Raw genomic sequence first — 25,378 nt, 5'->3', positions numbered from 1 at the left:
CCTCAAAGAAAGTGGGCGACCAGCCATTGGGCTACGGGGATCGCCAAAGTGAGATTGGAGAAGACGAACTTCGCGCGGGTGAAGATGCTCGCCGCACGCACGGTGGCGTCGGCGCGAGCGGGCAAGGCGCCGAGAACGCGCATCAGGAGGATGTTGGAGACGGTCATGCGCAAACGGGCGACAGCGAAAGAGATGGCGGAGGCTGCCGGCGTATCGAAGTGGACCGTTATCCGTGCATTCACACCCGGTGCCTCCATTACCGATGCCAGCCGACAAAAGGTGCTTCAGGCTGCCGAGGCCCTGAATTATTCGCCCAATCTTCTCGCCCGCAGCCTTGCGACCAACACCACCCATCAGGTCGCCGTCTTCGTCGACGACTTCGCCAATCCGCACAAGCTTCCGGTTCTGGAGATGTTGACCGAGCGCCTGCAGGCGGAGGGTCTGCTGACGGTACTGATCAACATAAACCGCCATTTCGATCACGTTCACGCGTTGATCAATGCCGGCCAACGACAATTCGACGCCGTGATCCTCTTCGGCACCGCCTTTCGCGAGGAAACGCTGGGCGATCGACGGCTTGGCCCAGGTTTCCCGCCGATGTTCGTTCTTGCAAGAGACAGCCAAATCCCTGGCGTTCCCGCGATTGCCTGCGATGCAGAATTCGCTCTCAGCGAGATCGTCGACTACCTGTTCGACAAGGGCTATCGCCGTCCCGGCTTTATGACGGGAGCGAGGACCCTGTCGACGGCGCTTGGCAGGCGCCATCACTATGCAAATTTCTGGCGACGGAAAGGCGTCGAAGGCGTCGCAGAACTGGCTGCGGAAAGATACAGCGCCCAGGCCGGGGCCGAAGCAGCACGGGCCTATTTGAGCGCGACTCCGCCCGTATCGCGCATCGACGTGTTGATGTGCGAGAATGATATTTTGGCGCTCGGAGCGATGGATATCGCCCGGAGCGAATTTGGGCTTGGGATTCCGCAAGACCTGGCAGTCGTAGGCTTCGACAATCGAACTCGGCGGGGCTCCGGCCTACCAACTGACCAGCTACGAACAGCCCACCGACGAGATGATAAACGCCATGGTCGCAATGATAACGGGCAAGCGCGACGCTGAAATGGTTGTCATGCAAGGGCGGCTTGTGCCGCGGTCATCGGCATGAAATGTCCCAAGGCTTGCCCGAGAAGCACCCTCACGTCGCATTTCCGACCACGATCGCATGGCGTCGAAAGGGTCGCCTTGAAAGGAGTTGAACCTCAGACCCCCTCGTCCGCCTTCCAGCGTCACTGAAAATTCCGCCTCTTGATCTTCAGCGTGTCGATATGAAGATCCGGCACGGCTGTCCCTTACGCCCGGCATGCGGCGGTTTGTTCTTTTGTCACCTCATTTAAAGCCGCGAATGTTTCCAGCCGCGCTCGACGCGGCGCAGAGAAAGGACTTGTCTCTTACCGTTTCGCAGTTCTGCCATATATTTCAAAATATGAGAGTCCGGCGGACGATTGTGTGGCGTTTGGAGCTTTGGCGGCGGATGCCGTCAATCCTTGCTTTGCTGCTGACGTTGTTCTCGGCTTTGGGCCTGGCGACGCCCGCATCCGAAGCTGAGCGTGTCGCTATAGTCCTGAAGATGAACGGGGCGATTGGCCCGGCGACGGCCGACTATGTAAGACGCGGCCTTCAACGGGCCAATGAACGTGGCGCCAGCCTAGTCGTCCTGCAGATCGATACGCCCGGCGGTCTCGACACGTCGATGCGCGACATCATTCGGGCGATTCTTGCCTCGTCGATACCGGTCGCGAGTTTCGTTGCACCCAGCGGAGCACGAGCCGCCAGCGCCGGCACCTATATTCTTTACGCAAGCCATATCGCGGCAATGGCCCCGGGCACCAATCTGGGTGCGGCGACGCCGATCGCACTTGGCGGCCGGCCATCCGATGGTGACCGAAACGACAGCCCTGATACGACCGGCAAGCAGCGGCAAGTGCCGCGCGATGCCGGCGAGGCGAAGGCGATCAACGATGCGGTGGCCTATATCCGCGGGCTTGCGGAACTGCGCAATCGCAACGCCGACTGGGCGGAGCGCGCCGTGCGCGAGGCCGCGAGCCTTTCCTCCGCCGCAGCTCTGCGTGAGAAGGTCATAGATTTCACGGCGGCCGATATAAACGATCTCCTGGCACAGGCGCAGGGCCGGGTCGTGCGGGTCGGTCAAACGGATGTCCGGCTCGAAGCATCGGGTCTCATCGTCCAGGAACTTGAACCGGACTGGCGAACCCGCCTGCTTTCGGTGATCACCGATCCGAACATCGCGCTGATCTTGATGATGGTCGGTATCTACGGCCTGATCTTTGAATTTCTGACGCCCGGGACGCTGGTGCCGGGAACGATCGGCGGCATCTGCCTGCTGCTTGGTCTCTATGCTCTGGCCTTACTGCCGGTGAGTTTTGCGGGCCTGGGGCTGATCGTTCTCGGCGTGGGTCTGACGGTGGTCGAGGCGCATTCGCCGTCCTTCGGCGCACTCGGCGTCGGCGGCGGCATCGCACTGGTGCTCGGCGCTACCATCTTGTTCGACACGGATATACCCGGGCTTAAGGTTTCCTGGCCGGTGCTTGGCGCAATCGCCGTCGCCTGCCTCGGTCTTAGCCTTATCATTGCCCGTCTCGCCTTCATCTCGCGCTCGCACGATGTCGTCACCGGCGGCGAGCAGATGATCGGAATTTCAGGCAAGGTCGATAGCTGGACGGGCATCTCGGGCTACGTCATCACTCATGGCGAGCGCTGGAAGGCCGTTTCAACTGAGCCGCTTGCCGCCGGTGACCGCGTGAAAGTGACCGGTCGGGATGGGTTGACGCTCGAAGTGGTCCGCAGTTCGCAGGAGGCCTAGCGGCCTTCAGATGCAGGAGGAAAAGTCATGGGCGTGTTTGCAGATCTCGCCTTCTATCTTGTGATCATCTTTATTCTGCTCGTCGTCGTCGCATCTGCGATCAAGATCCTGCGGGAATACGAACGCGGCGTGGTTTTCACGCTTGGCCGTTTCACCGGTGTCAAGGGGCCCGGCTTGATCCTGCTCATCCCCTATGTCCAGCAGATGATGCGGGTCGACCTGCGCACGCGGGTGCTCGACGTGCCCGGCCAGGATGTCATTTCGCATGACAATGTCTCGGTCCGCGTCAGCGCGGTGATCTATTTCAGGGTCGTCGATCCCGAGAGGTCGACGATCCAGGTCGAGGACTTCATGATGGCGACGAGCCAGCTCGCCCAGACGACACTGCGCTCGGTGCTCGGCAAGCATGACCTCGACGAGATGCTGGCGGAACGCGACAGGCTCAACATCGACATTCAGGAAATCCTCGACGCCCAGACCGATGCCTGGGGCATCAAGGTCGCCAATGTGGAGATCAAACATGTCGACATTAACGAATCGATGATCCGCGCAATTGCCCGTCAGGCGGAAGCCGAGCGCGAGCGGCGCGCCAAGATCATCAATGCCGAAGGCGAGCAGCAGGCTGCAGCCAAACTGCTTGAAGCAGCCGAAATCCTCGCCAGGCAACCCGAGGCCATGCAACTTCGTTATTTGAGTACATTGAACGTCATCGCCGGCGAAAAGACCTCGACGATCATATTTCCTTTTCCGATGGAGTTCGGCAATTTGATGCCGCCCAAACCGGACCGATGACGACGCCTTGAATGCGTGGTTTTTGCCGATGGAGCGATGGTCCTGCGGTCAAGGTGCCAGCTAAGAAGCGCGTTTGAAATCTTCATCCGGGTTCCTGTTCTTCTCGGCGGTGAAAGCCTGAGGACGTGGATGACGAGAGCCTGTCTGTTACGGCCGCGACCGCAGTCCTACGGATGGCGGGCTAAACGACAGGCGCCGACCCCGTCATTTCTTTTCCTGCCAATACCTTTGCCAAAGGTCGAGCCTCGGCTTCAGCGGATCTGCTCCGAACGTCACGCCCTGATTGGTGAAGTCGATGACCCTGTGGACGAAGGGGTCGTGGTGAGGCCATTTTGGCCGTGAGCCTCCATTGGGGTCACCCCTCGTTGCAAATTCGACCCAGTAAGCACTCGCCAATGTGGCCATGGCCCAGTCTGCAGGCGTAACCTTGTCTTTCACCAGTGCGTCTGGAATGTTGAGCGTATACGGAATTTCGAAGCCGTGCAGAGTGCCTTTCCATGCCGGATCGTTACGGAGGGCCTCGGCGACATAGGAGAAACGATACCACCACGTCGGCTGACCAGCGCGGATCATCTCGTCAGCGAGGTGGCGGGATGGTTCGACAAGTGTTTTGTCGGCCAGAACCTGCTGCTTCAGCTCATCGAGCGTCTGTTGGCCGGTCGGATCGTAGAGGGTGCGGGCTTCGGCAGCATGTTTCCCGAAGAGTGCGAAGAGATCGTCTTTCGTCGCGGCCTCACCAAGACCGAGATCTCGATTATTTGCCCCGACGATGACGGGAACCGGCGCCTGCCGGCCTGCCGCAAAAGCCGCTTCCGGCGTTTCGAGCAAAAACCGTCCGTCGATAATCGGGCCTGAGACGCCGATGACGGGCTTGCCCGTCGACATTCCCGCCAGCACGTCGTGTGCCGATGCACTTTCGGTCAGCTTTTCCGCAGGCAGCGCCCGAAGGGCGGTGAGAGCGTCAGCATCGCTCCCATTGATTCCCAGAGAAGCCGCATAGTCCAACGCGGTTTTCTCTGCCTCTTTCAAAGGTGACAAAGGCGTACTCTCAGCACGCGCGGTAGGCAGGCCCGGTGACTGTAGAATGGCGCCGCGGAAAAGCCCCCGTGACAACGGCGATATCATGTGCGCCATCACCGAGCCGCCACCGGCCGACTCTCCGAATAGGGTCACTTTCTTCGGATCGCCGCCGAAGGCTTCGATATTTTGCTGGACCCATTTCAAGGCTGCAAGCTGGTCCATGTAACCATAATTGCCGACGGGCTCGTCAGGGGATTCCTTCATCAGCGCCGGATGGGCAAAGTACCCCAATCGGCCTACACGGTAGTTCATGCTGACGAACACAACTCTCCGGGCGGCCAGCTGGTCACCGGGATATTGAAGGGTGTTTCCCTGGGCAAGAGCGCCGCCATAAATCCAAACCATCACCGGCAGGGCTGTCCGGGGACGCTTGGCGGGTGTCCAGACATTGAGGGTCAAACAATCCTCTGACTTCGGCAGGTCACCGGTCTGCATGCAGGACGGACCGAAATTGCGGGCATCCTTGATACCGCTCCATGTCTCCGTTGGTCTCGGATTGCGCCATCTCAGATCACCAACCGGCGGTGCCGCATAGGGTATGCCTTTGAAGCTGACGACCGTGCCGGACCTCTCACCCTTCAGCATTCCGCTGTCGATCGTAACGGTGTCGTCTGCCGCACCCAATCGTGGCGCCAACGTCAGCTGACACGATGCGACGGCCAAAAAGAGCAGCAACGTGCGACGGCCGTCCACAAACACTGCACTCTCCAGCGCCAAGTTGAGACAGTTTGAGAGTAAAATACTCCCATAGAGCGGCAACGAAAAGGGTCCGTCAGACGTCGACCAGAGTCCGCTATTGCTCCACGCCGGTTTCGGCCCGATCCGCTGGGAGTTTGGCGAAAACGCATCCCCAACCTCCGTCATCCCAGGCCTTGTTGTGCCTGGGATCCATGCCCGCGGCTAGCGGAGGCCAGCATGGATCCTCGGGTCAAGCCCGAGGACGACGGAGGGCGGGGTGAGCTCTGCGGCAAATACAGCGCCAACAACGGTGAAAATCCACATATCTTTCGGACTGGCCTCGCAGCCAACCGGCGGCAGGCAGGCGGCCAGCCTCGTCCTTCGAGGCCCCTTCGGGGCACCTCAGGATGAGGCTGGAGAGAGGTTGCAGCCTGGTTCAACGGGAAGGTAGCGGCACGGCACGCCGACCAGCCCTCATCCTGAGGTGCGCAGGCCAAAGGCCGGAGCCTCGAAGGACGAGGGCGGGTGGCTGGACGCCAATGGCAGCATTGGGTATCGAGGCAGGCGGGCGGCCAGCCCCGTCCTTCGAGGCCTCTTCGGGGCACTTCAGGATGAGGCTGGAGAGAGGTTGCAGCCCTGGTTTAACGGGAAGCGCAACGGCACGGCACACCGACCAGCCCTCATCCTGAGGTGCGCAGGCCAAAGGCCGGAGCCTCGAAGGACGAGGGCGGGTGGCTGGACGCCAATGGCAGCATTGGCTATCGAGGCAGGCGGGCGGCCAGCCCCGTCCTTCGAGGCCCCTTCGGGGCACCTCAGGATGAGGCTGGAGAGAGGTTGCAGCCCTGGTTTAACGGGAAGCGCAACGGCACGACACACCGACCAGCCCTCATCCTGAGGTGCGCAGGCCAAAGGCCGGAGCCTCGAAGGACGAGGGCGGGTGTTGTCGGGGTAGCGTCTTGAACCTGGGAGGGAATGGAATCTCATCCATGGCAAGAGCTTATCCCGCCGAAGCATCCACCCCATCGCCCTCGCCCCCGCAACGCCGTCAACCCCCTGCGCAGCCACAGCAATTGCCGCATACCGTTTCGGCTTCGGTCAGGAAGTAGAGGCCATCGCGTCGGTTGCCGCGTGAGTTTCCCAACGCGCGGTCACGCGGTGATTTCCGGCGCTGAAACGATGTCGCGTTCTGTCAGGATGCGATCAATCAGACCCCACTCCAACGCTTCCTCGGCCGTCATGAAGCGGTCGCGGTCCATCGCCTGCTCGAACTCTTCATAGGTGCGTTTGCAATGCTCGGCGTAGAGCCGCGTCATGCGCTGCTTGGTTTTCAGGATTTCCTCGGCATGGATCTGCATGTCCGATGCCTGTCCTTGGAATCCGCCTGACGGTTGATGAATGAGAATGCTGGTGTTCGGCAATGCGGCGCGCTCGCCGGGTTCGCCCGCCATCAGCAGGAACGACCCCATCGAACGGGCCGTTCCCATACAGAGCGTATGAACCGGCGCGCGGATGTATCGCATGGTGTCATACATGGCGAGGCCGCTAGTGACGACGCCACCGGGGGAATTGATGTAGAGTTGAATCGGCTTCTTGGGATTCTCGGCCTCCAGAAACAACAACTGCGCGCAGACGAGCGCGGAAACGGTGTCGTTGACCTCACCGTTCAGGAAAATGATCCTCTCGCGCAGAAGGCGGGAATAAATGTCGAAAGAGCGTTCGCCGCGGCTGGATTGCTCGATGACCATAGGGACGAGTTGCATCGCTTCGCGCATGGGCGAACTCCTGTAGGTTGCAATTTCGGGTGACTGGCTAAAGCCTCAGGCGGCCAGCATCATCCACGGCGCATTGCTGTTCGCCGCTGGCGGCATCTGCGGGGCCAGCCTCGTATCCGTCAGCCCGTGAACGATCGTGAGTATCGTCCCGCCGTTGGCATCGGGTCTGACCTGAAACGTGACGATGCTCTCAAGGAAGGGCGGCTCATCGTCCCGCATCCTGTAGCTTATTTCCTCGCCCGGTGCCGTGGAGACCGGCTCGGCCTCCGCTAACTCCTGCTTGGGCAGCCATTTCTCCCGAAAGGCGGGAATGCTGACCGCCCGCCAAACCTTCTCCGGCGGTGCGTCCAGTTCGTATTCAAACACCAGATCTTTTTGCTGCCTTTCGGCCTTCGTATCGCTCATTGGTCCATGTCCTTCAGCAAAGCCTTCAACGCATCAATCCGCGCCGGCCAGTAAGCTCGATACTTCGCCAGCCATCCGGCTATGAGCGCGAGTCCGTCTGGATCGACCTCGTAGTTCACGAAGCGCCCCTGCCGTTCCTCGCGCACCAGCTGCGCATTGCGAAGCACGGAAAGGTGCTGGGACATCGCCGGCTGGCTGATATCCATGCCGTCACGCAGGGCGCTGGCGTTCATGCTGCCGCTCGCCAGCTTCTCGAAGATCGCGCGGCGTGTCGGGTCGGCCAGAGCTTTGAAAATCTCGTTCTCGATCATGCCGTCAGATAAGCACACACTTATCTGATTTGCAACGCTGTTGTCAGTCTGCGGATGCACAAACCGCCTAAGCTGTTCCTGCGATGGTTGATCGGACGAAAAACCGCGTACAATATCGAAAATCTGCGGCCAACCGGTGCGAGAGGCGGGCGGCCAGCTCCGTCCTTCGAGGCCCCTTCGGGGCACCTCAGGATGAGGCTGGAGAGAGATCGTAGCCCTGGTTCAACCGGAAGCGAAGCGGCACGGCACACCGACCAGCCCTCATCCTGAGGTGCGCAGGCCAAAGGCCGGAGCCTCGAAGGACGAGGGCGGGTGACCGGACGCCAATGGCAGCATTGGCATATCGAGGCAGGAGGGAGGCCAGCCCCGTCCTTCGAGGCCCCTTCGGGGCACCTCAGGATGAGGCTGGAGATAGATCGCAGCCCTGGATACCAGACTGAGCCTTGCCCCACCCCATCAACCGCTCCTCGCCCCCCGCAGCTTTGCGGGCATCTTGTCCGTTGACCCGTCAGTTCACCCTCGCCTAAGCTAGGGTATGGACCAGCCAGAAATTCCTCTTATCGGCGGCAAGGATTCGAACGTCGTGCGCATAGGCGAAACGGTGCGTCGTGGCGGACGTGCGTGGTCTCCCGCGGTTCTCGACTTGCTGCGGCACGTCGAGCGCCAGGGATATGATGGGTCCCCGCGTGCGCTGGGCCTCGATGATCAGGGACGGGAAGTCCTCACCTATATCGAAGGTGAAGTCGGCAATGGCGAAGGCTTCCTTCCCGTTAAAGGCGGTCGCTTCGACCTCCGTCTCCCGGATTATGTCTGGCGCGACAGCGTCCTCGAGCGCCTGGGACAATTGCTGCGATCCTACCACGATGCTGCAGCCAGCTTCTTATGGAAAGATCGCGAATGGCGTCTTGACGCCCGCCAGCCTGTTGAAACGGTCTGCCACAATGACTTGACGCCATGGAATACGGTCTTTCAAGCAGGGCTCCCCGTGGCTTTCATCGATTGGGACGCGGCAGCGCCGGGACCGCGCTCCTGGGACCTTGGCTTTGTTGCCTGGCGTTGGGTGCCGTTCTGGCGTGACGAAAAATGCGAGGCGCATGGCCTGCAAACGGGCGTCCGCGAGAAAGCCCGGCGCTTTCAATTGTTGCTCGATGCCTACGGGATAGCGCCGGAGATCGGCATCATGCAGGCCGGAATCGAACGGGTTCGGCAAATGCAGCAACATATGCGCAACCTTGCTGCAGCGGGTTCCGCATGGGAGACGGAATTGGCCAGCCGCGGTGTGCTTGACGAGGGGATGCTTGAGGTCGCCTGGATGGAAGACCATGCGATGGACCTTATTCAGCGCCCATGCGGATGAGCGTCAGGCCCAGCAGCTCCGGCGTCAACCGGCCCTTGCCCCCGCGGTGGCGTGAGCCCCCTGCACGGCCGCGAGAGCAGCAGCGGCGGCATCCGGTGCAGGTGTTCGGCTAGATTGGCACGGAGTCTGGCGAAAACACCTGCCCCACCCTCCGTCATCCCAGGCCTTGAGCCATCGTTGTCCGGTTCGCAATGGCTGCCCCACCCTAGCCTTACCGGGATCGAGCCACTGGCTCTACCGTCCTGAGGCCGATGGGAACGGAGACGCTGCCGCAAGTCTCTTCTCCCCTCGGGGAGAAGGGTGCCGGCAGGCGGATGAGGGGGCCACCCGGCACACCCTCCCGTAGAACCTGTCCTGCAACGCCGTGCCCCATCACCCTGAACACAGTCGAGACAATGCCGTCGCGGCCGAAGCCCGCATGGACGTTGTTGAAAGACCGGTTTCCGCGGCCCCCTCATCCGCCCTACGGGCACCTTTGCCTGGGTTGAGCCACCGGTCTCAACCCGTCCTTCGGACCCCCGCTGGGGAGAAGAGGGAATCGAGATGTCGCAGCATGCCCCCTCGCCCGCTCCCGCCCGTGTCTCCAGGCCGCAGCGCGGAGGCCGGCGTGGATCCTCGGGTCAAGCCCGAGGAAGACGGAGGGTGGGGTGAGCTCTGCGGCAAGTACAGAGCCAACAACTGTGAAAATCCACATATCTTTCGGACTGGCTTCGCAGCCAACCGGCGCGAAAGGCGGGCGGCCAGCCCCGTCCTTCGAGGCCCCTTCGGGGCACCTCAGGATGAGGCTGGAGAGAGGTCGCGGGCCTCGGTTCAACGGGAAGCGAAGCGGCACGGCACACCGACCAGCCCTCATCCTGAGGTGCGTAGGCCGAAGGCCGGAGCCTCGAAGGACGAGGGCGGGTGGCTGGACGCCAATGGCAGCATTGGCATATCGAGGCAGGCGGGAGGCCAGCCCCGTCCTTCGATGCCCCTTCGGGGCACCTCAGGATGAGGCTGGAGAGAGATCGCAGCCCTGGATACCAGACTGAGCCTTGCCCCACTCCATCAACCGCTCCTCGCCCCCCGCAACGCCGTCAATCCCCTCCGCAGCCACAGCAATTGCTGCGGCGGCATCTGGCGCAAATGGTCGTAATCCATCACCGTGACGTTATAGACCGTGCTCCTGACCTGCGGCCCGTCGGGGCAGCGCAGCAGGATGCCCTGCAGCGCCATCATGCGGTTGCTGGCCTTGCGGGCGCGGTCGGCGAAGGTTTCGGTCTGCTCGCCTTCATGGCCTTTGACTGAGAACAGCGATTGCGCCCTCGGGCTCGGGGCCGGGATGCCTGTCGTCTTGTGGTAGCGGGCGATCGCCTCGGCATAGTCGTCGCCGGCCTGGCGCTGCTCGGCGGTGATGAGGCCGTCGAGGAACATGCGGCCGAGGGTGTAACCGGCAAAGGGGCTCTTGACCGTCTCGTCGGCAACCGTGCGGCCGAAGCCGTGGATGCGCCTGCGGGCGGCGACCGCGACGCTGATATTGTCCTTCTCGGTTTCGAAGGGCTTGATCTTGCCGCAGGGAAAACGCTCGACATTTTCCTTGCGCGGCCGGCCGGCGCGCTTGTTTGCCCGTCCTGTCTTCACCTTGGTGGCTTTGCCGCCCATGCTGATCGTCCTTCTATCGAATGATGCCGTTTCTGAGTGCCGCTGCGACCAGCGCCGTTTCCTTGAAGACGCCGAGCTTCATCTTGGCGTTGGCGATGTGCGTATTCACGGTGATCGGCGAGATGCCGAGAATGGTGCCGATCTCGGCGGCGGTCTTGCCCTCCGCCATCCAGCGGATCACTTCGGTTTCGCGTGGGGTGACCTGGCTCATGGCTCCGCAGGCCCATCGATGCTGGGCACGCGCGGCATCGTCACATGCGCGCCCGACCGGGTCACCCGCGTCACCCGGTCCGGGTGGCGGATCGGCTGGACGGGCGGGCCTGCCTTCGGATGCGGATGCCAGGTGTCCTGCCTGGAGGGGAACCTGTCGCGGTTGCGGTGCGCCATGTTGATGACGGTGTTCTTCTTCGAGCCGAACAGGTTGGCGATTTCTCTGGCCGACAGCCCTTCCCTCCAAAGCTTTTCCGCCTTGACGATCTTGTCTTCCGTCCAAAAGGTGATGGTCACTTGGTGGCCTCCTGTGCATCTAGCGCGGCGCGGGCGATGATCGGATTGTCGGGAAACATGCGGGCGAGCTCCCGCTTGGCGTTGCGGCTGCCATTGGCTGCATCGCGCAGCAGCTGCATCTTGTAGGCCGGCACTTTCGGCTGCAGCACCTCGGGCTCTGCTTCCAGGCGCGGGCGGCGCTCCACCTCGATCGCCGCCTGCTGATGCCGACACTCCTCGGCAAAGCTGGCACTGCTCGGGGCAAAGGCGCGGTTATGGTCCCTGACCTGGCCGGAGATGAAGCGTTTGGCGGCCCGCCAGACCGCCTCTGCCGGAAGGCCCTCGACGGCGACGAGATAGGCGCGGATCTGCATGTCGGGATCAGTGCCTGCGGATGCCGGGAAGCCAGAAAGCATCCCCGAAATGACCTTCACCAGAGGGGAAATCTCGTGCGGCATCCACTGCTGTCCTTCTCGTGCTGCTGTTGATCGACCCGGCCTCCCTCGCCTTCTCCTTGAGGTACCAGTCGCATTTGATCGCCTGCCAGCCGCGGAAGATCTGCATCTCGGCGGCGCCGACCGGATCGCCGGTCATCAGATATTCCCTGGCCTGCATCCGCGCGGCATAAGCCGTCAGCGGCTTCTTCAGCGTGCGCTTGCGATGCTCGATGACGGCTGCCGCCAGCTCCTCCCCCAGCACCGGGCTGAGGATGTCCATGATGTCCTTGGTCACTGTTTCCTTACCCATGCGATGTCGCTTTCCCGATTGAGATGGCCTCTTCAAACCCGCAGCCTCCGTCGCCCGCCGGCAAAGTTCACCGGGGCGCCAGGCCTCGCGGCGCGGCGGGTAAACCGCCGGATCTCTGAGCCGGCATGGTCCTGCTGGGCGGTGTCGCCCTTCTCGGCGCTTCGAAGCCGGTGGATCTCGGTTTCCACCGACGGCACCGACACCCCGAGGTGGGCCGCGATCTCGATATAGTCCCGGCCGGTGCGGAAGAGTTCGAGCGCGTTCATGTGGGCGCCTTGCTGCGCCGGGGTGGCCTTGAGCTGGATGCTCATCGCTTGATCCTTCTTTCCGATTTCGAACGCGGCCCGCCGTTCCCGCCCGAAGCGGGTGCCAACAACGTCTTTGATTTTTCACGGATGACAACCGGAGCCCCGGCTCTGGGAGCAAAGGCTCCGGTCGTCTGCCAGGCCGCCGCCTGGGTCGGGCACGACATCGTCGCGCCGGGGATGCTGGCGTCGCCGAGGGAGGGCGACGACGCCAGCCACCGATAGCCGTCAGGGAGGGGCTGGGCTATCGGAGTTGGTGATCGGCTGAGAGCCGGGCGGGATCATCGTCTCGCTGATCTCTTTCGGGCGCGTCGGCCGGTCGCAATTTTCGCAGTGGCGCTCGATCACCTCGGCGATCGACAGCGCCTTGCCGCAGATCGGGCAGCCGGTGTAGCGGGCTCCGCGGCGCTGGAACTCGCCGGCGGGTGTTGTGGTGGAGATGGTCATAGCGATTCCACCTCCCGGTTGGCGTTCAGCACCTGCTGCAGGGCCTTGGCGAGGAAGGGGATATCCTCGTTGCGAACGGGGATCACAGACATCCGCCCGCCCCTTGGCCCTTGCGGCCGGTGAATGACGACGCCGGTCGGCATGACGTCCATGGCGAGCTTCTCCTCCGAGGAAATGGTGAACCTCATGGCGTCGGCTCCCCAGTCCGAAAGGCTGGACCGTTGTTGATGATGTCGGTGTTTGTCATGGCGATTAGGGTACAATTAATACCCGATATGTCAAGCACATTAGGGCATGACATGTACCTTAATTTAGGGTATTTTTTATATCATGTTGAAAGATCAGGAACAATTTGAGCGCGAAGAACGCGCAAAGCGCCTCGTCATGGCCAGGAAGAATGCCGGCTTTGCCGGGCCGAAGGCGATCGTCGATCGGTTCGGCTGGAATGCCAATGTCTACAAGGCGCATGAATCCGGTCGCAACGGCTTCGGCATTGCCGACGCGAAGAAGTATGCCCGCGCGTTCAAGGTCAATCTCAACTGGCTGCAGTTCGGCACCGGCAACGCGCTCGATCCGGATGAGCTGCCCGCCTCCGTCGCCGATGTGCCGAAGATCTCCTGGGTCAGTGCCGGCCAGCTGAGCGAGCAGGCGCCGATCACCGATTTTTCGGAATTCCCGACGGTCGCCGCCCTCGACCTGCCCGATGGCGAATGGATCGCGCTCGAGGTCGAAGGCAATTCGATGAACAAGATCTCCCCGCCGGGCTCGATCATTTTCGTCAATCTGCGCGACAAGCGCCTGGCGCCGAACGCGCTTTATGTCGTCGCCGACGAGACGGGAGCTGCAACCTACAAGCGCTATCGCCCGAACGACGACCCGCCCTTCCAGCCGGCGTCCTACGAAGACGTGCCGCCACCGGAATTCCAGGGCGCCGTCACCATCGTCGGCCGCGTCCGCCGATCGATCATCGAGATGTAAGGACGAGAGCTCAAGGCTCGGAAATAACGCCGCGAACAAACCATATTTCAATAGGAAACAGGATGATCCGCCCTTCCTCACGCGCCGGCCGAATCTGGTTCTATATCGTCACACTAGCGGTATTGCTCCTGGCGTACAGCGCCGCGCGCGAGATGTACGGCCTGTAGGATTTCGCTCCGAAGCTCGCCGATCCCCCGCTGGGATCACGAGGGGTATCGAGACGATTCACCCTCTGAAACCACAAATTGTGGAAGCTCCGGATGCCGTTCGCGCACCACTCTCGTCATCGCCACCAGGATGGAGCGAATGGCCACGGGGAGAACATATCCTTCGGCAGCTCTTCTCCCATGGTGGCGCGGCATCCATCCGCCTCGATCACCTCGTCGGTGATTTCGATTTCGTGCCGGCGACCTCCTTTTTTGCTTTCATCATCATACTTCAACTTCAGCTCTCACTCCTATCTCTCAGGCTTAGGAGGAGAAGGTTCCTGAAGGCTGGTGAGGGAGGGTTCCGGCCAAAGCTTCCCCCTACCCCATGAGCAAAGCCCATGAAGCCGGGAGAGCATTGGCCAAGTCCTGAAGGCCGGAGCCGGGATGGGACACGTGCCAGAGGGGCCATTCGCTTCGCCCTCGTCCTGATTTTCTGACAGCGCACTTAAGGACTTTCGCTTCCCGCGCCGCTGGGCTTCGTCAGCTCGGGAGTTGCACCCGGTCGCCCAATCACTTGTCCCAGACATAGACCTATGATTCGTACCCCGTCAATCAGAGAGGTATTTTTTATACCTTTTGATGTTGACGCAATAGGGTATGATATATACCTTTTCTCTTAGCCGATCAAACGGGCGAGAGGACAGGGCGATGCAGCACATTCGCAAGATCGAGACCGAGGAAAGCAAGCGGGATGCCCGCTGGAATGGCGCGCAGACGATCGGCGACTGCCGCGCCTACATGGCGATCGAGGCCCAGCGCATGGGCGCGCTTGGCTTTGCCTTTCTGCGCCGACCCGAACATTCGATCCGCGGTCCGTCCTGGCTGCGCGGCGCAAGCGCGTCCGTCGCGGAGCATTACCGCTATGCCCGCGAGATCATGGGCATCGCCAACAATGATCAATTCTACGCCTGAGGAAAACGGAGATGTCTGCCGCCAATCCGACACCGGCTTCAACCGAGAGCCCTTCCCTTCCTGCCGCCCGACAGGCCGGGACAGTCGAAAACACCCGCGCCAAGGCCCGCTTCACCGCCGGGGCACCCGATCTCCTGCAGGCGCTGGTGGAGGCCGAACGCTTTTTCGACGGCAGCGACGATCACGGCTGCCCGCTTCACCGGAAGATCCTCGCCGCCATCGACACGGTGAAAGGCGACCCAGCATGAGCGATTGCCTGATCAAGGCCTTTTCCGGCTGCGCCTGCCCGCCCGGCGAATGCGCGCAAAAGCCCGTCAGCCCACCGCCGGTCACCTTCGTCTCGTGGCGGATCCAGGCCATCGCCTGCCTCACCTTCGGCTTCCTCGCCGCCATCGTCTCGGCCGCCTGGATGGAGACGCAGTTCAAAACCCGGGATCTGCGAAACCAGGAGCACGTGTCATGGAAGTGAGCCAGGGCTTTGCCAGACACCGCCGATCAGGAGCTGAACTTGATGTCGCTGGCCTTGGCCGCCGTAATGAATGCGCGGCGCACCTGCTCGGGCCCAGCGGCATCATTGAACACATCAAGCACAAGCCGCTCGGCCACCTTGGCCGCCGGCGTCTGTTCGGGCCAATCGTTCAGCAAAGTGTTGCCGGCCTGAACGACATTATAGACCGTCCTCACCTTGCCATTGATGGTGATCTTCACCGGCTTGAACCTTCGTCGCCTGCTCATGGCGCCGCCCCCTCACACTGGACACGCGACTCAACGAATCACTTGGGGACTCGTTCCGGTTGATTCGAAAGCGCGGGCCATCGAACTCGATTCATGCGATGCCAATGCACCGCTCCCGTTCAACCGCACCTCCGTTATAACTTTCCTGCAGAAAAATTATAACCAGAGGAAGGATGGGCTTCGGTCGGTTGAACGCGGTGTTATAATCTTTTTACAAGAAAGTTATAACCGGAGAAAATCCGTGCCCATCCGTGAGATCGATTTGATGTACCAGACCATGCTGGCGGAGCTCGGCCAGCGTGCGCTGGACGGAAGTTTTGTCGCCGAGTTCCCGCTGGAGGGTCGGTTCGTCTCCGTCCCCGTGAAGGGCAAGGAATACTGGTATTTCGATCATCCGGGCCAAGACGGCGTCAAGCGGTCTTATGTCGGACCAAAGAATGACGAGGAGCTTACGAAAAGAGTGACGGACTTCGGCGCGATCAAGGATGATCTCCGAAACCGCCGGCGAATGGTGGCCACTCTTACGAGAGAAGGCGGCATGAACGCACCGCCCAGGTTTACCGGCGACGTCATCGAGGCGCTTGCCAATGCAGGGCTCTTCCGTCTGCACGCGGTTCTCGTCGGAACCGTGGCATTCCAGACCTATTCCGGCATTCTCGGCGTTCGGCTGCCGGCGTCGCTTATGCAGACGAGCGATGCCGACTTCGCCCAATTCCATTCGATCTCGACGGCGGTCAACGACAGCATCCCTCCCTTAGGCGAGGTTCTCGAAAAACTGGACCCGACGTTCCGAGAGGTCCCGCATCTCAACCACCCCACGCGCTCGACCCAGTTCGTGAACGCGAAGAACTACAAGGTCGAATTTCTGACGCCGAATACGGGCAGCGACGACAATCAGCACAAACCCGCCGATATGCCGGCCCTTGGAGGAATTTCCGCAGAACCGCTCAGATTCCTCGATTATCTCATCTACAACCCGATCAGGACCGTGATCCTTCACAAGAGCGGCATTACGGTCAATGTTCCCACTCCGGAGCGCTATGCAGTTCACAAGCTGATCGTCGCCTCGCGGCGTGAGAATGACGACAATGGCGTGCTCAAGCGCGAAAAGGACGTGCAGCAGGCCTCCCATCTTTTCGAAGCGATGGGCGCGACACGCCGCCATTCCGATCTTGCGCTGGCCTATTGCGAGGCGTGGGAACGCGGTCAGTCGTGGCGTGACGCAATTGCACGCGGATTGTCGTTCATGCGACCGGACCGCCGTCTACAGCTCATGTCCGTTCTCGCCGAAGGCATGGCGGAAATTGGCGAAGTCGCCGTTCATTACGGGGTTCAAACGGACCATGACAGCGTCGAGGGAACTTCATGATGAAGACAATGAGAGGGCAGCCTGAACTGGCGGCCAATGCCAATGGCGCCGTCCCGCCGCGCTCAGTTAGCCGGAGCGCTCGTCAACCCAGTGATGCGTGCCACGTCGACCGTCGTTTAATACCAGCGTCCCCGGCCGTACCAGCCGCCGCCGCCTAGTAAAAGAAGTATCACAACGATGATGAGAAGGGTTGTGAGATCCATGTGCGTTCTCCTGGGAGTACCATCACCATCTCGTTTGCGCCTGACGGGCGTTGCTCATGGTGGGACTCCCTCGCGTACAACGGCGCTGGCCGGGGTTAGTTCCATTCGATGGCCCCTGCCGGCCGGCGGCGACCCGGCGGAGTTTACGCGCCTTAGAGATGATCGATCGTTGCCGTAAGCATTGCCGTGCAAAAATCGGCATAGCAGCGCCAGAAACGAAAAACCCCGCCGGAGCGGGGCTTCAGACTGGTCGGAGTGGAGTGATTCGAACACTCGACCCCCACGTCCCGAACGTGGTGCGCTACCAGACTGCGCTACACTCCGTGACCAGCGGCGCTTCTATAGAACAGCCTATATGGTTGCACAAGCACCAAATTCCAAAAAGCCGGCGGAAATTTTGACGGGGTTGTGACAGGTCGGGAGGTCGGCGGCTGCAGCAAAAAGCCACACCTGCCGCAAATCGAACGGAAGTCTCAAAGGGGCAATTTTCTTTTGCCGGGTTCCGCGCTAAAGGGCACGACAGGACAGGCGAAACCGCTCACGAGGGCGGCTTCGCAGCCATGCGCTAGAGATCAGGGACGACACGATGAATTTCCGCATCATGACCGCGGCCGGGCTTGCCATTGCGCTTGCCGGATGCACCACCATACCTTCCGCCGGCAATCCGATCGAGGCCCGCTGGGTCGGCAAATCGGCCGGCATCTTCTTTGCCGCCTACGGGCCGCCGATCAGCGACAGCGAGCAAGGCTCGAGCACCATCTATACCTGGCGCGGCGGCTACAAGACCGTGCGCATTCCGGCGAAATATGCCGAAGGCGCCGATGGCAAGCGCGGCAAGCAGATCGCATCGGCCCGCACCGCCTATCTGCGCTGCCAGGCCGAAATCACCACCAGCTCCGATTACACGATCCGCGACATCCGCACCGTCGCCGATATCCCCGGCGTCGACGGCCCGTCCTATTGCGCAGAGTTCCTGGCGCCCGAACAGAAGTAACGGACGGTTTGTCCAAGACGTGAAGACAGGCCGCAACTCCTCTTTCGTCATGCTCGGGCTTGTCCCGGGCATCTACTGCCGGTTGATACGTAGCAGATCCTCGGCACAGGGCCGAGGATGACGCCGAGGAGTGAGCGAGCTCAACAAACGCAGGCGGCCGATTACCGCCCGGTTTTGTTTGACAAATATTGCTTTCGCTGAGAAACGCCCTTTTACACAACCGCTTCGCACCTCAAGGCACAAGGCGCACGAACGGCAAATGCGGATCGATGCGGGCGAGCAGATTGAGAGCGTAGGCGGCGCGCAGCAGGCGGTCGGGGCGCGTCTGGCCGGAGGCGGCGGCGAGCTGGCCGACGAGGCTGCCGGGAAGCGCCAGGCCGGCCTCGTCGAGCGTGCGCCCCAGGCGTTGCATGCGCTGCAGCCGCTCCGGATCCTCCATGCGGCCGCCGAGTTCGGCGAGCGCCAGGGTTTCGTCGAAGGCGGCGGAGATCAGCCGCCGGCTGGCGGCCTGCGGGCGGGCCAGCGCTTCGAAGCGCATCGGTTTGCGCTCCGGCACGCCGGGCAGCGTCAGGCTTTTGGCCAGGCGGGAGAGCAGGCTCGGCTTTTGCCCGGTTGCCATTGGCGCCGGCGGCGGCAGGTCGAGGAGGGTCAGGCTGTCGGTTCCGAAAGCGAGCGGCGAGAGCACGATGTCGGCGCCGCGGGCTTCGGCGAGGACGGTGAGCAGCGGCGGCTGACGGTCGCCGATCGTGCCAAGCAGCGCGAAATGGGTCTCCAACCGTTCGTCGCCTTCGATCTCCAGTTCCAGCCAGGCCCCCTCGCGGTCCCGCACCGGCCAGCGCCCGACCTGCGCAACCCCGTCGAAGCGCAGCGAGCCGAAAGCGGTCGGGCGCAGGATCAGCGGCAGGGCGCGGCGCGGCGGTGTCGCGAGCTTCGGCCGGAAGGCACTCGCAAGACGGATGGCGCATTGTTTCCAGTCATCGATGACAGCGCCTTCGATCCCCTGCACCGCCGCGCTCCAGCCGGGCTGGAGAAGCTCGGCGCGGCCGTTGCCGGTCTGCAGCCGGCCGTCCCCGGTGGCGGAGGCGCCCTCGAGGCGGAAGGCGCTGCCGGCGATCGCCGCGAGCGAACGGCCGAAGACCGGCTCGGCGGTGGCCGCCTGGCGCGGCACAAAGCCCGGATCGCTGCCGGCCCCGCGCGCCAGCGTCGCGCTGAAGCTTCGCCCGTCCATGGAGAGATAATAGCCGGTCACCCCGCGCGCGCCGCTGTCGGCCTGCCACACGCGCAGGCCGCAGCCGACGAGGTCGATCGCCGGCAGCGGCTGTGGCGCCTCGGCAGCCACGCCGGTGAGCAAAGGTTCATCGGGCGAGGCCCGAAGCGCCTCCGTCAAGGCATAGGCGCGCGCCAGCATGACGAGAAGCTCGGCAGGATCGGCCGCATCCAGCCGCTCGCGTCTTCGCCGGATCATCGCGGCGATGGTGCGAAGCTCGGCGGCAAGCCGCGGCATCGCTTCAGTGCGCGAGGAAAGCACAAGATCGCCGATCCGCTCTTCGAGACCGGCAGGCGCCTTCGAGAGCGCCTGGCGCGCGGCATCGCGGAGCAGTGCGACCGCCTCTTCGAGGAGGCCGGATGCGGCTTTGCCGGGCTCAGTCGGCGCTTGCCCCACGCGAGCGATCGTCTCCTTGGGGCCACGCACGGCCAGAAGCGCTGCCGCATGCAGCACGGCACGCTGCGACGTTGCAGCCTTCGAGATCATGCCGGCAGGACCGCCGCCGGCGGGATAAAGCACCTGATGGTGGGCGCCGAGCGCGATGCGGACGGCATTCGGGCTCGTTTCGATCCGGATCGCGCCCGGTTCCAGTTCCGCCAGCAGCGTTTGCGCCTGAATAAAAGCGGCGCGGCCGAAGGCGCGGATGATGACGTCTTCCTCGAGCGAAAGGATTTCCGCATGTGGATCCGGAATGGCTTCAAATCGGACCGGCTCCGCCGTCTCGGCTGCGCCCAACTCCTCGGCCGGCCTTACCTCCTCCGCCTCGCGGATGAAAATGATGCCGGCGAGAATATGCCGGCAAAGGCCGGTTGCCGGGCAGCTGCAGCGCGCGGCAGTCAGCGGACCGGCGGTGAGCCGCACGCTCTCGCCGTCGGCTTCGGCCAACGCCGTTCCGCCATCCCAGCCGGACAGGCGCACGAGCCCGGCCTCCACATCCCGGTGGGCGCGGCGCAACAGGCCTTTGGAGGCGGCTGCTTCCAGCACCTCGTCGCTGAGGGCTGCGGCGTCGAAACGCTCCGAATTCTCCGTCTTGCCCCGCTTCACCTTATATGCCCCGCAACCCAATCGGCAAAATGCTCCGGCGTCAGTGCTGCAATCTCCATGCCGGCATCGACGAGCCGCGCGGCGGTATCGCGATCATAGGCCGGCCGGGCGGCCTCATCGAGAGCGGCAAGCCCGAGCAGCTTCACCCGGGCGCCGGCAAGCCGCCGCACCGCGGCAAAGAGCGGGGCGGCGGGCGCACCTTCGCAAAAGTCCGAAACCAGCACGAAGATCGTCCGCTGCGGCTCGGCGATATGCGTCGCCTCGCAATAGGCGACGGCCCGGCCGATATCGGTTCCGCCGCCGAGCTGGACCGACATCAGCACGTCGACCGGATCGCCGACCTCGTCGCTGAGGTCGACCACCGATGTGTCGAACAGCACCAGCTTCACCGTCACCGCCGGCAGCGTCGCAAGGATCGAGGCCATCACGGCGCTGTAGATCAGCGAGGTCGCCATCGAGCCCGATTGGTCGATGCAGAGCACGATCCGCCAGGGCAGGTGCCGGCGGGCGGCGGCGTGGAAATGCAGATGTTCGGCGATCAGCACACGCCGCTCCTGGTCCCAGTTCTTCAGGTTCTTGCGGATCGTCTGGTTCCAGGCGATGTCGCGGGCGCTGGAGCGGCGCGCGGTGGTCTCGCCGCGCCGTCTTGCGCCGGAGAGCGCCCGGCTCGTCTGCAGGCGCAGCTTCTTCGTCAGCTCCTCGACGACGCGCTTGGCGACCTGGCGGATTTTTCCTGCGATCACAGGATCGGAGCGGCCGCGATGGGCAAGCAGCGCCGCAAGCAGCGACGGGTCGGGGTCAAGTTCGGCGAGCGCTTTCGGATCGTCGAGGATCTCGGTCATGCCGAACCGGCCGAGCGCATCCTTCTCGACCCGCTCCAGCACCGATCTCGGAAACAGCGAGCGCATCTCGCCAAACCATTCCGGCAGCGTCATCTGCGGCGGCTCCGCACCGCCCTTGGGGTTCTTCCTGTTGCCTTCGGGCGCGCCGGTGCGGATGCCGCGCCGGCGGTAGGATTCGCCGTAGATGCGGTCGAGCGCAGCATCGCGGCGGGCGTCGGCGCCGCTGCAGCAGTTCGAAAGCTGGCGCTCGGCAAAGCGGCCAAGCACCAGGCGCCAGCGGCGAAGACTTTCCTCGGGCTTGTTGTCGTTGCTCATGGCGCCCGCTCCTCCAGCCAGGACCCGAGACCATCGGCCCGCATCAGTTCGGCAAAGCTGGCATTGAGGCGGGCATTGGCGAGCATTTCGGCCTCCGTCAGGCCGCCGGAGAAACGTGGCGCCAGATCGAGATCGGTGCCCTTTGCTTGCGCGATCACGGCGGCGAGCGCATCGGTCTCATCAGGCGCAAGGGCGGTGAAGGCAAGGCGCAGCGCCGGCAGCACCTCGATGAAATCAGCCTCGTCGAAGCCGGCGAGCACCAGATCCAGCCGTTCCAGCAGCGCCGGCGTGCGCTTGAGCAGGGCCGGCTGCACCGCCAGCAGGCCGGCCAGCGCCTCCACCCGGGCGGGCGTTTCGCCGACGCTGAATTGCAGCGGGCCGATGACGCGGGTGGCCAGCGCCCCCGCACTCAGCCTGCCCGACATATGCCCGATCGCGGCAACCGCGCCTGCCGCCCGCGGCGCCAGATCGGCGTCGATGAGGGCGGCGACGCCCTCGTCGAGCAGATCGAGATCGAGCGGTTGCTCGCCTTCTCCAGCCTGCGCGCCGGCTTCGGCGATCTCGTTCAGCGTTGCCAGCGCATCGACATAACGCGGCACGTCCTCGTCCCTGGCGGTTTCGAGGTCCGGCAGCAGGTCGATCGCCCGGCGATAGGCGATGAGGCGCAGTTCGTCCGGCCCCGCCATGCCGGCAAAACCCAGCGCCTTTCGGCCGCGCTGAAGATTGTCGAGCATCGACAGGCAGACCGCGACCCGGCCGAAATCCGGATCGGTGGCAACGGCCGGGCCGATCGCGGCAATCAGCGCGCCGCAGGACCTGGCAAGCCCCGCCTGGGCTGCGATCATCAGCAGGCGGATGGCCGCATGGGCGTTTTTCGCCTGTCCTTCCTCGCCGAGCGCCTGGACCCGGCGGGCGAGAACGGCGTCGGCGGCGCGCTCCACCGTATCGCCATCGATCGACAGCGCCACCAGCCGGCTTTCGACGGCCGGCGACCATCGATAGGTCCATTCCTCGAAGAGCACGTCGGTGGCAACGCCGCCTGCCCAATCCGGACCTCTGAGACAACGGCCAAAGCCGGTGCCGAGCAAGGTCATCACATGCAGGAAGCGGCTGGCGGCAAGGTGCCGGGGCTTGCGATGAATATCGAGCAGGCGGTTGCGCTCGGTGCCGTCCTCGATGCGGAAACCGAGCGCCCGGGCCCGCCGGCGCACGGCCTCGACCAGCGGCGGAACGCCGGCGCCGCTGGGCACCTCGCCGATGCCTTCGCCGGTGAGCTCGGCAAGCAGCGCCTCCATCAGCGGCGAACCGCTGTGGGGATCTTCCCCCTTCATGAGGCAGGAGCGCGCCGCATCAAGAATTTCAGCCCGCCCCGGGCCTTGCAATCCGCGCAAATCGGCCAGCGCCTGCGCCTGGGCGACGGTTGCAGCAAGCGAGGGCAGCGGCGGGGTGAAATTCGGCCGGTCGCGGCGCAGGCGCTGGGTGAGGTCGAGAACCACATCGGTCGCCGCCTCGGTGAACGGATCGTCATGGCCGTCGGCAACCCGCTGCTGCAGCCGCTCATACCAGCGCGGCGACGGCATGCCGGCGCCGTAGCCGTTGATCCGGTCGAGATGGTCGTGGGTGTAGCGGATCAGATAGGATTTCGTCTGGATGCCCGGCCTCGCCTCCGGCTGTACCTTCGCCTCGTCAGCCCGGGGATCGATCATCACAGGTGTATGAAATCCGCCGGTGATGACGGCGATCGGCCCGTCGCCGGAAAGCGCCTCAGCCTTTGCCATCGCCGCCCGCATGCAGGCCTCGCGGGCCAGCGTGTCGTCGGCGGCGATCTCCTCGGCCGGTGTGGCAAGGCGCGACAGCGCGCAGTGAATGCCGACGTCGCGGAAGAAACCGCGCCAATCCTTTTCGGCGGCGCGGGATTCGAACAGCCGATCCCAGGCCTCGTTGAAATCGCGCACGCCGAGGCGCTTCACCAGGCCCTCGGCATAATCCGAATAGGCAAGCTGGCCCTCATCGGTCAAAAGGGCCGGCGCGGTCTCGTCCTGTCTCGGCTCACCCTGTCTCGGCGCTTCCTCGCCGTCTTCCCCGGTCTCGCCCTTCTTCTCCGCCCGAGCGGCGGCAAGGCGGGCGCCGCTCTCCCGGTCGGCAAGAATGACCGCACTTCCGAATTCGCCCGCCAGTCGCAGGGCCGCCCATTCCGGCGAGGTCGCCGAAAACGGCCAGTATCCAACAGGAAGGCGCTCGTCGGATGCATGTTCGCCGTCGGCGACGGAGACGATGGCGATCGGCAGCCTTATATCGGGATGCGAGAGCAGCGGCAGGAGGGGCGCAAAATCCGCCGGCATTTCCAGCACGATGGCGCGCGGGCGGATTTCGCCCAGGGCTGCGGCAAGATGCAGCGCGCAGGCGGGGCTGTGGTGGCGGATCGGAAAGAAGAAAAACCCGCCCTCGCCCGAGGTCAGCCGCTGCCCGTAGGCGAGAAAGCCCTGACGTTCCGCCGCTGCCGCCGCCGCCTCCATTCAGTCGAGCCTCAAGGCGCGCGCCGCCTCGTAGAAGGAGCGCCAGTCGCTTCCCGAACGGGCGCGGTCCTTGACGATGTGATCGACATAGGACTTGAACTTGCGGCCGTCCTCCGGATCGTCCTTCATCACGATGCCGCCGATCTGGCGGGCGAGATGGGCGCCCGTCACCCTGCCGTCGCCGAGATAGGCTGCTTCGAGGGCGGCGGCATGGGCGACATTGACCGCTTCGGCGGTGGACATGACGGCGGTCGGCTTTTGCAGCGTCACCCCTTCGGCCGTACGGCCGGCCCTGAGATCCTGGAAGCAGGAGACGAGGATGCCAAGGGCTGCCTCCGACATATCGGGCTTGATGCCGGATGGCGCCAGGCGGTCGGCAAGACGGCGCTCGATCAATTCGCGTTCGAAGGCCGGGTCGGTGATCGGATGCACCGTCTCGAAATTGAAGCGGCGCTTCAAGGCGCTCGACATTTCGCTGACGCCGCGGTCGCGAAGGTTCGCCGTGCCGATGATGTTGAAGCCGGGTGCGGCGCGCACGATCGCGCCATCGCCGAGTTCGGGAATGGCGATCATTTTTTCCGACAGGATGGAGATCAGCCCGTCCTGGATCTCCGGCGGGCAGCGCGTCAGCTCCTCGATGCGCATGACGAGGCCACCCCGCATCGCCTGCAGCACCGGCGATGGCACCAGCGCCTTTTCGCTCGGGCCTTCGGCGATCAGCAGCGCGTAGTTCCAGCCATAGCGCAAATGCTCTTCCATGGTGCCGGCCGAGCCCTGCACGACCAGACGGGTCGAGCCGGTGACGGCGGCCGCCAGAAGCTCGCTCAGCATCGATTTCGCCGTGCCCGGTTCGCCGACGAGCAGCAGTCCCTGCTCGCCCATCAGGCTGACGATCGCCCGCTCGACCAGCGCATCGTCGCCATAGAATTTGCGCGAGATGCCGAGCGCGGGATCGCCAAGCACGAAGGAGCGCACCGCGCGCGCCGAAAGCCGCCAGCCCGGCGGGCGCCGCCCCTTGTCGGCCTGCTCGAGCTTGGCGAGTTCGGCGGCATGCAGGGTTTCCGTCGCCGGGCGAAGTGCTGTCTGATCCATGCTTACCAT

General features: G+C 63.5%; 29 protein-coding genes, 1 tRNA gene and 1 pseudogene. 11 read left to right on the top strand and 20 right to left on the bottom strand.

Annotated features, from left to right (window positions below):
* Positions 1-2: 2 nt before the first annotated feature.
* The gene (locus B5P46_RS34315) at positions 3-167 is read right to left on the bottom strand and encodes a hypothetical protein (RefSeq protein WP_164986461.1); all 165 of its coding nucleotides are present in this window, start codon (positions 165-167) and stop codon (positions 3-5) included.
* Here B5P46_RS34315 and B5P46_RS08330 point away from each other — a divergent pair.
* From B5P46_RS08330 to B5P46_RS08320, 3 genes and pseudogenes are all read left to right on the top strand, one after another.
* A pseudogene (locus B5P46_RS08330) lies at positions 166-1,159 on the top strand (LacI family DNA-binding transcriptional regulator). The gene B5P46_RS34315 and the pseudogene B5P46_RS08330 overlap by 2 nt on opposite strands.
* A 366-nt stretch (positions 1,160-1,525) precedes the next feature.
* Positions 1,526-2,875 (top strand): NfeD family protein, encoded by a 1,350-nt coding sequence (locus B5P46_RS08325; protein WP_129418261.1) that lies wholly within the window; start codon positions 1,526-1,528, stop codon positions 2,873-2,875.
* A 27-nt stretch (positions 2,876-2,902) separates the two neighbouring features.
* On the top strand, positions 2,903-3,667 hold the full coding sequence (locus B5P46_RS08320; RefSeq protein ID WP_129418260.1) for a slipin family protein: 765 nt from the start codon (positions 2,903-2,905) through the stop codon (positions 3,665-3,667).
* Positions 3,668-3,871: 204 nt separating this feature from the next.
* Here B5P46_RS08320 and B5P46_RS08315 read toward each other — a convergent pair whose 3' ends face one another.
* The 4 genes from B5P46_RS08315 to B5P46_RS08300 all read right to left on the bottom strand — a co-directional run bounded on the left by B5P46_RS08315 (position 3,872) and on the right by B5P46_RS08300 (position 7,913).
* Positions 3,872-5,446: a carboxylesterase/lipase family protein gene (locus B5P46_RS08315; RefSeq protein WP_129418859.1), complete on the bottom strand. Its 1,575-nt coding sequence runs from the start codon at positions 5,444-5,446 to the stop codon at positions 3,872-3,874.
* Between the two features lie 1,127 nt (positions 5,447-6,573).
* Positions 6,574-7,197: an ATP-dependent Clp protease proteolytic subunit gene (locus B5P46_RS08310; protein WP_129418259.1), complete on the bottom strand. Its 624-nt coding sequence runs from the start codon at positions 7,195-7,197 to the stop codon at positions 6,574-6,576.
* Positions 7,198-7,242: 45 nt separating this feature from the next.
* Positions 7,243-7,602, bottom strand: coding sequence for an SRPBCC family protein (locus B5P46_RS08305; RefSeq protein WP_129418258.1), 360 nt, complete (start codon positions 7,600-7,602; stop codon positions 7,243-7,245).
* Complete coding sequence (locus tag B5P46_RS08300) at positions 7,599-7,913, bottom strand: ArsR/SmtB family transcription factor (protein WP_129418257.1); 315 nt, start codon at positions 7,911-7,913, stop codon at positions 7,599-7,601. The genes B5P46_RS08305 and B5P46_RS08300 overlap by 4 nt, the downstream gene beginning before the upstream one ends.
* Before the next feature lie 535 nt (positions 7,914-8,448).
* Between B5P46_RS08300 and B5P46_RS08295 the strand changes: the two genes are divergently transcribed.
* Positions 8,449-9,270 (top strand): phosphotransferase, encoded by an 822-nt coding sequence (locus tag B5P46_RS08295; protein WP_129418256.1) that lies wholly within the window; start codon positions 8,449-8,451, stop codon positions 9,268-9,270.
* Between the two features lie 1,044 nt (positions 9,271-10,314).
* Here the strand turns inward: B5P46_RS08295 and B5P46_RS08290 are convergent.
* From B5P46_RS08290 to B5P46_RS08265, 6 genes are read right to left on the bottom strand one after another with little or no spacing between them, the layout of a single operon-like run.
* Complete coding sequence (locus B5P46_RS08290; RefSeq protein WP_129418255.1) at positions 10,315-10,908, bottom strand: hypothetical protein; 594 nt, start codon at positions 10,906-10,908, stop codon at positions 10,315-10,317.
* Positions 10,909-10,921: 13 nt separating this feature from the next.
* Positions 10,922-11,119 (bottom strand): response regulator transcription factor, encoded by a 198-nt coding sequence (locus B5P46_RS08285; RefSeq protein WP_129418254.1) that lies wholly within the window; start codon positions 11,117-11,119, stop codon positions 10,922-10,924.
* On the bottom strand, positions 11,116-11,415 hold the full coding sequence (locus B5P46_RS08280; protein WP_129418253.1) for a GcrA family cell cycle regulator: 300 nt from the start codon (positions 11,413-11,415) through the stop codon (positions 11,116-11,118). Before B5P46_RS08280 ends, B5P46_RS08285 begins: the two co-directional genes overlap by 4 nt.
* A complete protein-coding gene (locus B5P46_RS08275; protein WP_129418252.1) occupies positions 11,412-11,810 on the bottom strand; it encodes a hypothetical protein in 399 nt (132 codons plus the stop codon). Before B5P46_RS08275 ends, B5P46_RS08280 begins: the two co-directional genes overlap by 4 nt.
* On the bottom strand, positions 11,776-12,141 hold the full coding sequence (locus tag B5P46_RS08270; protein ID WP_129418251.1) for a hypothetical protein: 366 nt from the start codon (positions 12,139-12,141) through the stop codon (positions 11,776-11,778). Before B5P46_RS08270 ends, B5P46_RS08275 begins: the two co-directional genes overlap by 35 nt.
* A gap of 32 nt (positions 12,142-12,173) precedes the next feature.
* On the bottom strand, positions 12,174-12,452 hold the full coding sequence (locus tag B5P46_RS08265) for a sigma-70 family RNA polymerase sigma factor (protein ID WP_129418250.1): 279 nt from the start codon (positions 12,450-12,452) through the stop codon (positions 12,174-12,176).
* Between the two features lie 3 nt (positions 12,453-12,455).
* Here B5P46_RS08265 and B5P46_RS08260 point away from each other — a divergent pair, with 3 nt between their 5' ends.
* Positions 12,456-12,671, top strand: a complete 216-nt coding sequence (locus B5P46_RS08260) for a hypothetical protein (RefSeq protein WP_129418249.1) — start codon at positions 12,456-12,458, stop codon at positions 12,669-12,671.
* A gap of 3 nt (positions 12,672-12,674) precedes the next feature.
* On the opposite strand, the gene B5P46_RS08255 is transcribed toward B5P46_RS08260, so the two are convergent.
* Together B5P46_RS08255 and B5P46_RS08250 are read right to left on the bottom strand one after the other, a co-directional pair.
* Positions 12,675-12,893 (bottom strand): hypothetical protein, encoded by a 219-nt coding sequence (locus B5P46_RS08255; protein WP_129418248.1) that lies wholly within the window; start codon positions 12,891-12,893, stop codon positions 12,675-12,677.
* Positions 12,890-13,081, bottom strand: a complete 192-nt coding sequence (locus tag B5P46_RS08250) for a hypothetical protein (protein WP_018240998.1) — start codon at positions 13,079-13,081, stop codon at positions 12,890-12,892. The genes B5P46_RS08255 and B5P46_RS08250 overlap by 4 nt, the downstream gene beginning before the upstream one ends.
* Positions 13,082-13,223: 142 nt before the next feature.
* Between B5P46_RS08250 and B5P46_RS08245 the strand changes: the two genes are divergently transcribed.
* Positions 13,224-13,871 (top strand): S24 family peptidase, encoded by a 648-nt coding sequence (locus B5P46_RS08245; protein WP_011650846.1) that lies wholly within the window; start codon positions 13,224-13,226, stop codon positions 13,869-13,871.
* A 283-nt stretch (positions 13,872-14,154) separates the two neighbouring features.
* Here the strand turns inward: B5P46_RS08245 and B5P46_RS34310 are convergent, their stop codons facing one another.
* On the bottom strand, positions 14,155-14,313 hold the full coding sequence (locus B5P46_RS34310) for a hypothetical protein (protein ID WP_164986449.1): 159 nt from the start codon (positions 14,311-14,313) through the stop codon (positions 14,155-14,157).
* Between the two features lie 415 nt (positions 14,314-14,728).
* On the opposite strand from B5P46_RS34310, the gene B5P46_RS08240 reads away from it, so the two are divergent.
* Genes B5P46_RS08240 through B5P46_RS08230 form a run of 3 tightly spaced genes read left to right on the top strand, consistent with a single transcriptional unit; the run spans position 14,729 to position 15,461 of the window.
* Entirely contained in the window at positions 14,729-14,992 is a 264-nt protein-coding gene (locus tag B5P46_RS08240; protein ID WP_129418247.1) for a hypothetical protein, read from the top strand.
* A gap of 11 nt (positions 14,993-15,003) precedes the next feature.
* Complete coding sequence (locus B5P46_RS08235; RefSeq protein ID WP_129418246.1) at positions 15,004-15,240, top strand: hypothetical protein; 237 nt, start codon at positions 15,004-15,006, stop codon at positions 15,238-15,240.
* The gene (locus B5P46_RS08230) at positions 15,237-15,461 is read left to right on the top strand and encodes a hypothetical protein (protein WP_129418245.1); all 225 of its coding nucleotides are present in this window, start codon (positions 15,237-15,239) and stop codon (positions 15,459-15,461) included. Before B5P46_RS08235 ends, B5P46_RS08230 begins: the two co-directional genes overlap by 4 nt.
* Positions 15,462-15,487: 26 nt before the next feature.
* Here the strand turns inward: B5P46_RS08230 and B5P46_RS08225 are convergent, their stop codons facing one another.
* A complete protein-coding gene (locus B5P46_RS08225) occupies positions 15,488-15,727 on the bottom strand; it encodes a DUF982 domain-containing protein (RefSeq protein ID WP_012756410.1) in 240 nt (79 codons plus the stop codon).
* A 247-nt stretch (positions 15,728-15,974) separates the two neighbouring features.
* Here B5P46_RS08225 and B5P46_RS08220 point away from each other — a divergent pair, with 247 nt between their 5' ends.
* Positions 15,975-17,096: a nucleotidyltransferase family protein gene (locus B5P46_RS08220; protein WP_245456140.1), complete on the top strand. Its 1,122-nt coding sequence runs from the start codon at positions 15,975-15,977 to the stop codon at positions 17,094-17,096.
* A gap of 450 nt (positions 17,097-17,546) precedes the next feature.
* Here the strand turns inward: B5P46_RS08220 and B5P46_RS08215 are convergent.
* Positions 17,547-17,623, bottom strand: a tRNA-Pro gene (locus tag B5P46_RS08215).
* Between the two features lie 262 nt (positions 17,624-17,885).
* Here B5P46_RS08215 and B5P46_RS08210 point away from each other — a divergent pair.
* Complete coding sequence (locus B5P46_RS08210) at positions 17,886-18,293, top strand: hypothetical protein (protein ID WP_129418244.1); 408 nt, start codon at positions 17,886-17,888, stop codon at positions 18,291-18,293.
* A 232-nt stretch (positions 18,294-18,525) separates the two neighbouring features.
* Here B5P46_RS08210 and B5P46_RS08200 read toward each other — a convergent pair whose 3' ends face one another.
* Genes B5P46_RS08200 through B5P46_RS08185 form a run of 4 tightly spaced genes read right to left on the bottom strand, consistent with a single transcriptional unit; the run spans position 18,526 to position 25,369 of the window.
* Complete coding sequence (locus B5P46_RS08200) at positions 18,526-20,604, bottom strand: hypothetical protein (RefSeq protein WP_129418242.1); 2,079 nt, start codon at positions 20,602-20,604, stop codon at positions 18,526-18,528.
* The gene (locus tag B5P46_RS08195; protein WP_129418241.1) at positions 20,601-21,761 is read right to left on the bottom strand and encodes a VWA domain-containing protein; all 1,161 of its coding nucleotides are present in this window, start codon (positions 21,759-21,761) and stop codon (positions 20,601-20,603) included. Before B5P46_RS08195 ends, B5P46_RS08200 begins: the two co-directional genes overlap by 4 nt.
* Positions 21,758-24,277 carry a DUF5682 family protein gene (locus B5P46_RS08190; protein ID WP_129418240.1) on the bottom strand — a complete coding sequence of 840 codons (2,520 nt, stop codon included), beginning with the start codon at positions 24,275-24,277 and terminating at the stop codon, positions 21,758-21,760. Before B5P46_RS08190 ends, B5P46_RS08195 begins: the two co-directional genes overlap by 4 nt.
* The gene (locus tag B5P46_RS08185) at positions 24,278-25,369 is read right to left on the bottom strand and encodes an ATP-binding protein (protein ID WP_245456116.1); all 1,092 of its coding nucleotides are present in this window, start codon (positions 25,367-25,369) and stop codon (positions 24,278-24,280) included.
* Positions 25,370-25,378 lie beyond the last annotated feature (9 nt).

It is taken from the genome of Rhizobium leguminosarum (genome assembly GCF_004123835.1).
GTDB lineage: Bacteria > Pseudomonadota > Alphaproteobacteria > Rhizobiales > Rhizobiaceae > Rhizobium > Rhizobium leguminosarum_M.
Note: the sequence above shows the minus strand (reverse complement) of the source record. Positions and strands in the feature narration are given on the sequence as shown.

What these genes read in the sequence shown, in the direction of transcription:
- B5P46_RS08270 (WP_129418251.1), bottom strand. Translation starts at nt 12,141, where the DNA reads ATGGGTAAGGAAACAGTGACCAAGGACATCATGGACATCCTCAGCCCG.
- B5P46_RS08305 (WP_129418258.1), bottom strand. Translation starts at nt 7,602, where the DNA reads ATGAGCGATACGAAGGCCGAAAGGCAGCAAAAAGATCTGGTGTTTGAA.
- B5P46_RS08210 (WP_129418244.1), top strand. Translation starts at nt 17,886, where the DNA reads ATGAATTTCCGCATCATGACCGCGGCCGGGCTTGCCATTGCGCTTGCC.
- B5P46_RS08285 (WP_129418254.1), bottom strand. Translation starts at nt 11,119, where the DNA reads ATGAGCCAGGTCACCCCACGCGAAACCGAAGTGATCCGCTGGATGGCG.
- B5P46_RS08290 (WP_129418255.1), bottom strand. Translation starts at nt 10,908, where the DNA reads ATGGGCGGCAAAGCCACCAAGGTGAAGACAGGACGGGCAAACAAGCGC.
- B5P46_RS08275 (WP_129418252.1), bottom strand. Translation starts at nt 11,810, where the DNA reads ATGCTTTCTGGCTTCCCGGCATCCGCAGGCACTGATCCCGACATGCAG.
- B5P46_RS08295 (WP_129418256.1), top strand. Translation starts at nt 8,449, where the DNA reads ATGGACCAGCCAGAAATTCCTCTTATCGGCGGCAAGGATTCGAACGTC.
- B5P46_RS34315 (WP_164986461.1), bottom strand. Translation starts at nt 167, where the DNA reads ATGACCGTCTCCAACATCCTCCTGATGCGCGTTCTCGGCGCCTTGCCC.
- B5P46_RS08195 (WP_129418241.1), bottom strand. Translation starts at nt 21,761, where the DNA reads ATGAGCAACGACAACAAGCCCGAGGAAAGTCTTCGCCGCTGGCGCCTG.
- B5P46_RS08320 (WP_129418260.1), top strand. Translation starts at nt 2,903, where the DNA reads ATGGGCGTGTTTGCAGATCTCGCCTTCTATCTTGTGATCATCTTTATT.
- B5P46_RS08185 (WP_245456116.1), bottom strand. Translation starts at nt 25,369, where the DNA reads ATGGATCAGACAGCACTTCGCCCGGCGACGGAAACCCTGCATGCCGCC.
- B5P46_RS08225 (WP_012756410.1), bottom strand. Translation starts at nt 15,727, where the DNA reads ATGAGCAGGCGACGAAGGTTCAAGCCGGTGAAGATCACCATCAATGGC.
- B5P46_RS08325 (WP_129418261.1), top strand. Translation starts at nt 1,526, where the DNA reads ATGCCGTCAATCCTTGCTTTGCTGCTGACGTTGTTCTCGGCTTTGGGC.
- B5P46_RS08230 (WP_129418245.1), top strand. Translation starts at nt 15,237, where the DNA reads ATGAGCGATTGCCTGATCAAGGCCTTTTCCGGCTGCGCCTGCCCGCCC.
- B5P46_RS08250 (WP_018240998.1), bottom strand. Translation starts at nt 13,081, where the DNA reads ATGAGGTTCACCATTTCCTCGGAGGAGAAGCTCGCCATGGACGTCATG.
- B5P46_RS08300 (WP_129418257.1), bottom strand. Translation starts at nt 7,913, where the DNA reads ATGATCGAGAACGAGATTTTCAAAGCTCTGGCCGACCCGACACGCCGC.
- B5P46_RS08235 (WP_129418246.1), top strand. Translation starts at nt 15,004, where the DNA reads ATGTCTGCCGCCAATCCGACACCGGCTTCAACCGAGAGCCCTTCCCTT.
- B5P46_RS08265 (WP_129418250.1), bottom strand. Translation starts at nt 12,452, where the DNA reads ATGAGCATCCAGCTCAAGGCCACCCCGGCGCAGCAAGGCGCCCACATG.
- B5P46_RS08240 (WP_129418247.1), top strand. Translation starts at nt 14,729, where the DNA reads ATGCAGCACATTCGCAAGATCGAGACCGAGGAAAGCAAGCGGGATGCC.
- B5P46_RS08190 (WP_129418240.1), bottom strand. Translation starts at nt 24,277, where the DNA reads ATGGAGGCGGCGGCGGCAGCGGCGGAACGTCAGGGCTTTCTCGCCTAC.
- B5P46_RS08255 (WP_129418248.1), bottom strand. Translation starts at nt 12,893, where the DNA reads ATGACCATCTCCACCACAACACCCGCCGGCGAGTTCCAGCGCCGCGGA.
- B5P46_RS08245 (WP_011650846.1), top strand. Translation starts at nt 13,224, where the DNA reads ATGTTGAAAGATCAGGAACAATTTGAGCGCGAAGAACGCGCAAAGCGC.
- B5P46_RS08310 (WP_129418259.1), bottom strand. Translation starts at nt 7,197, where the DNA reads ATGCGCGAAGCGATGCAACTCGTCCCTATGGTCATCGAGCAATCCAGC.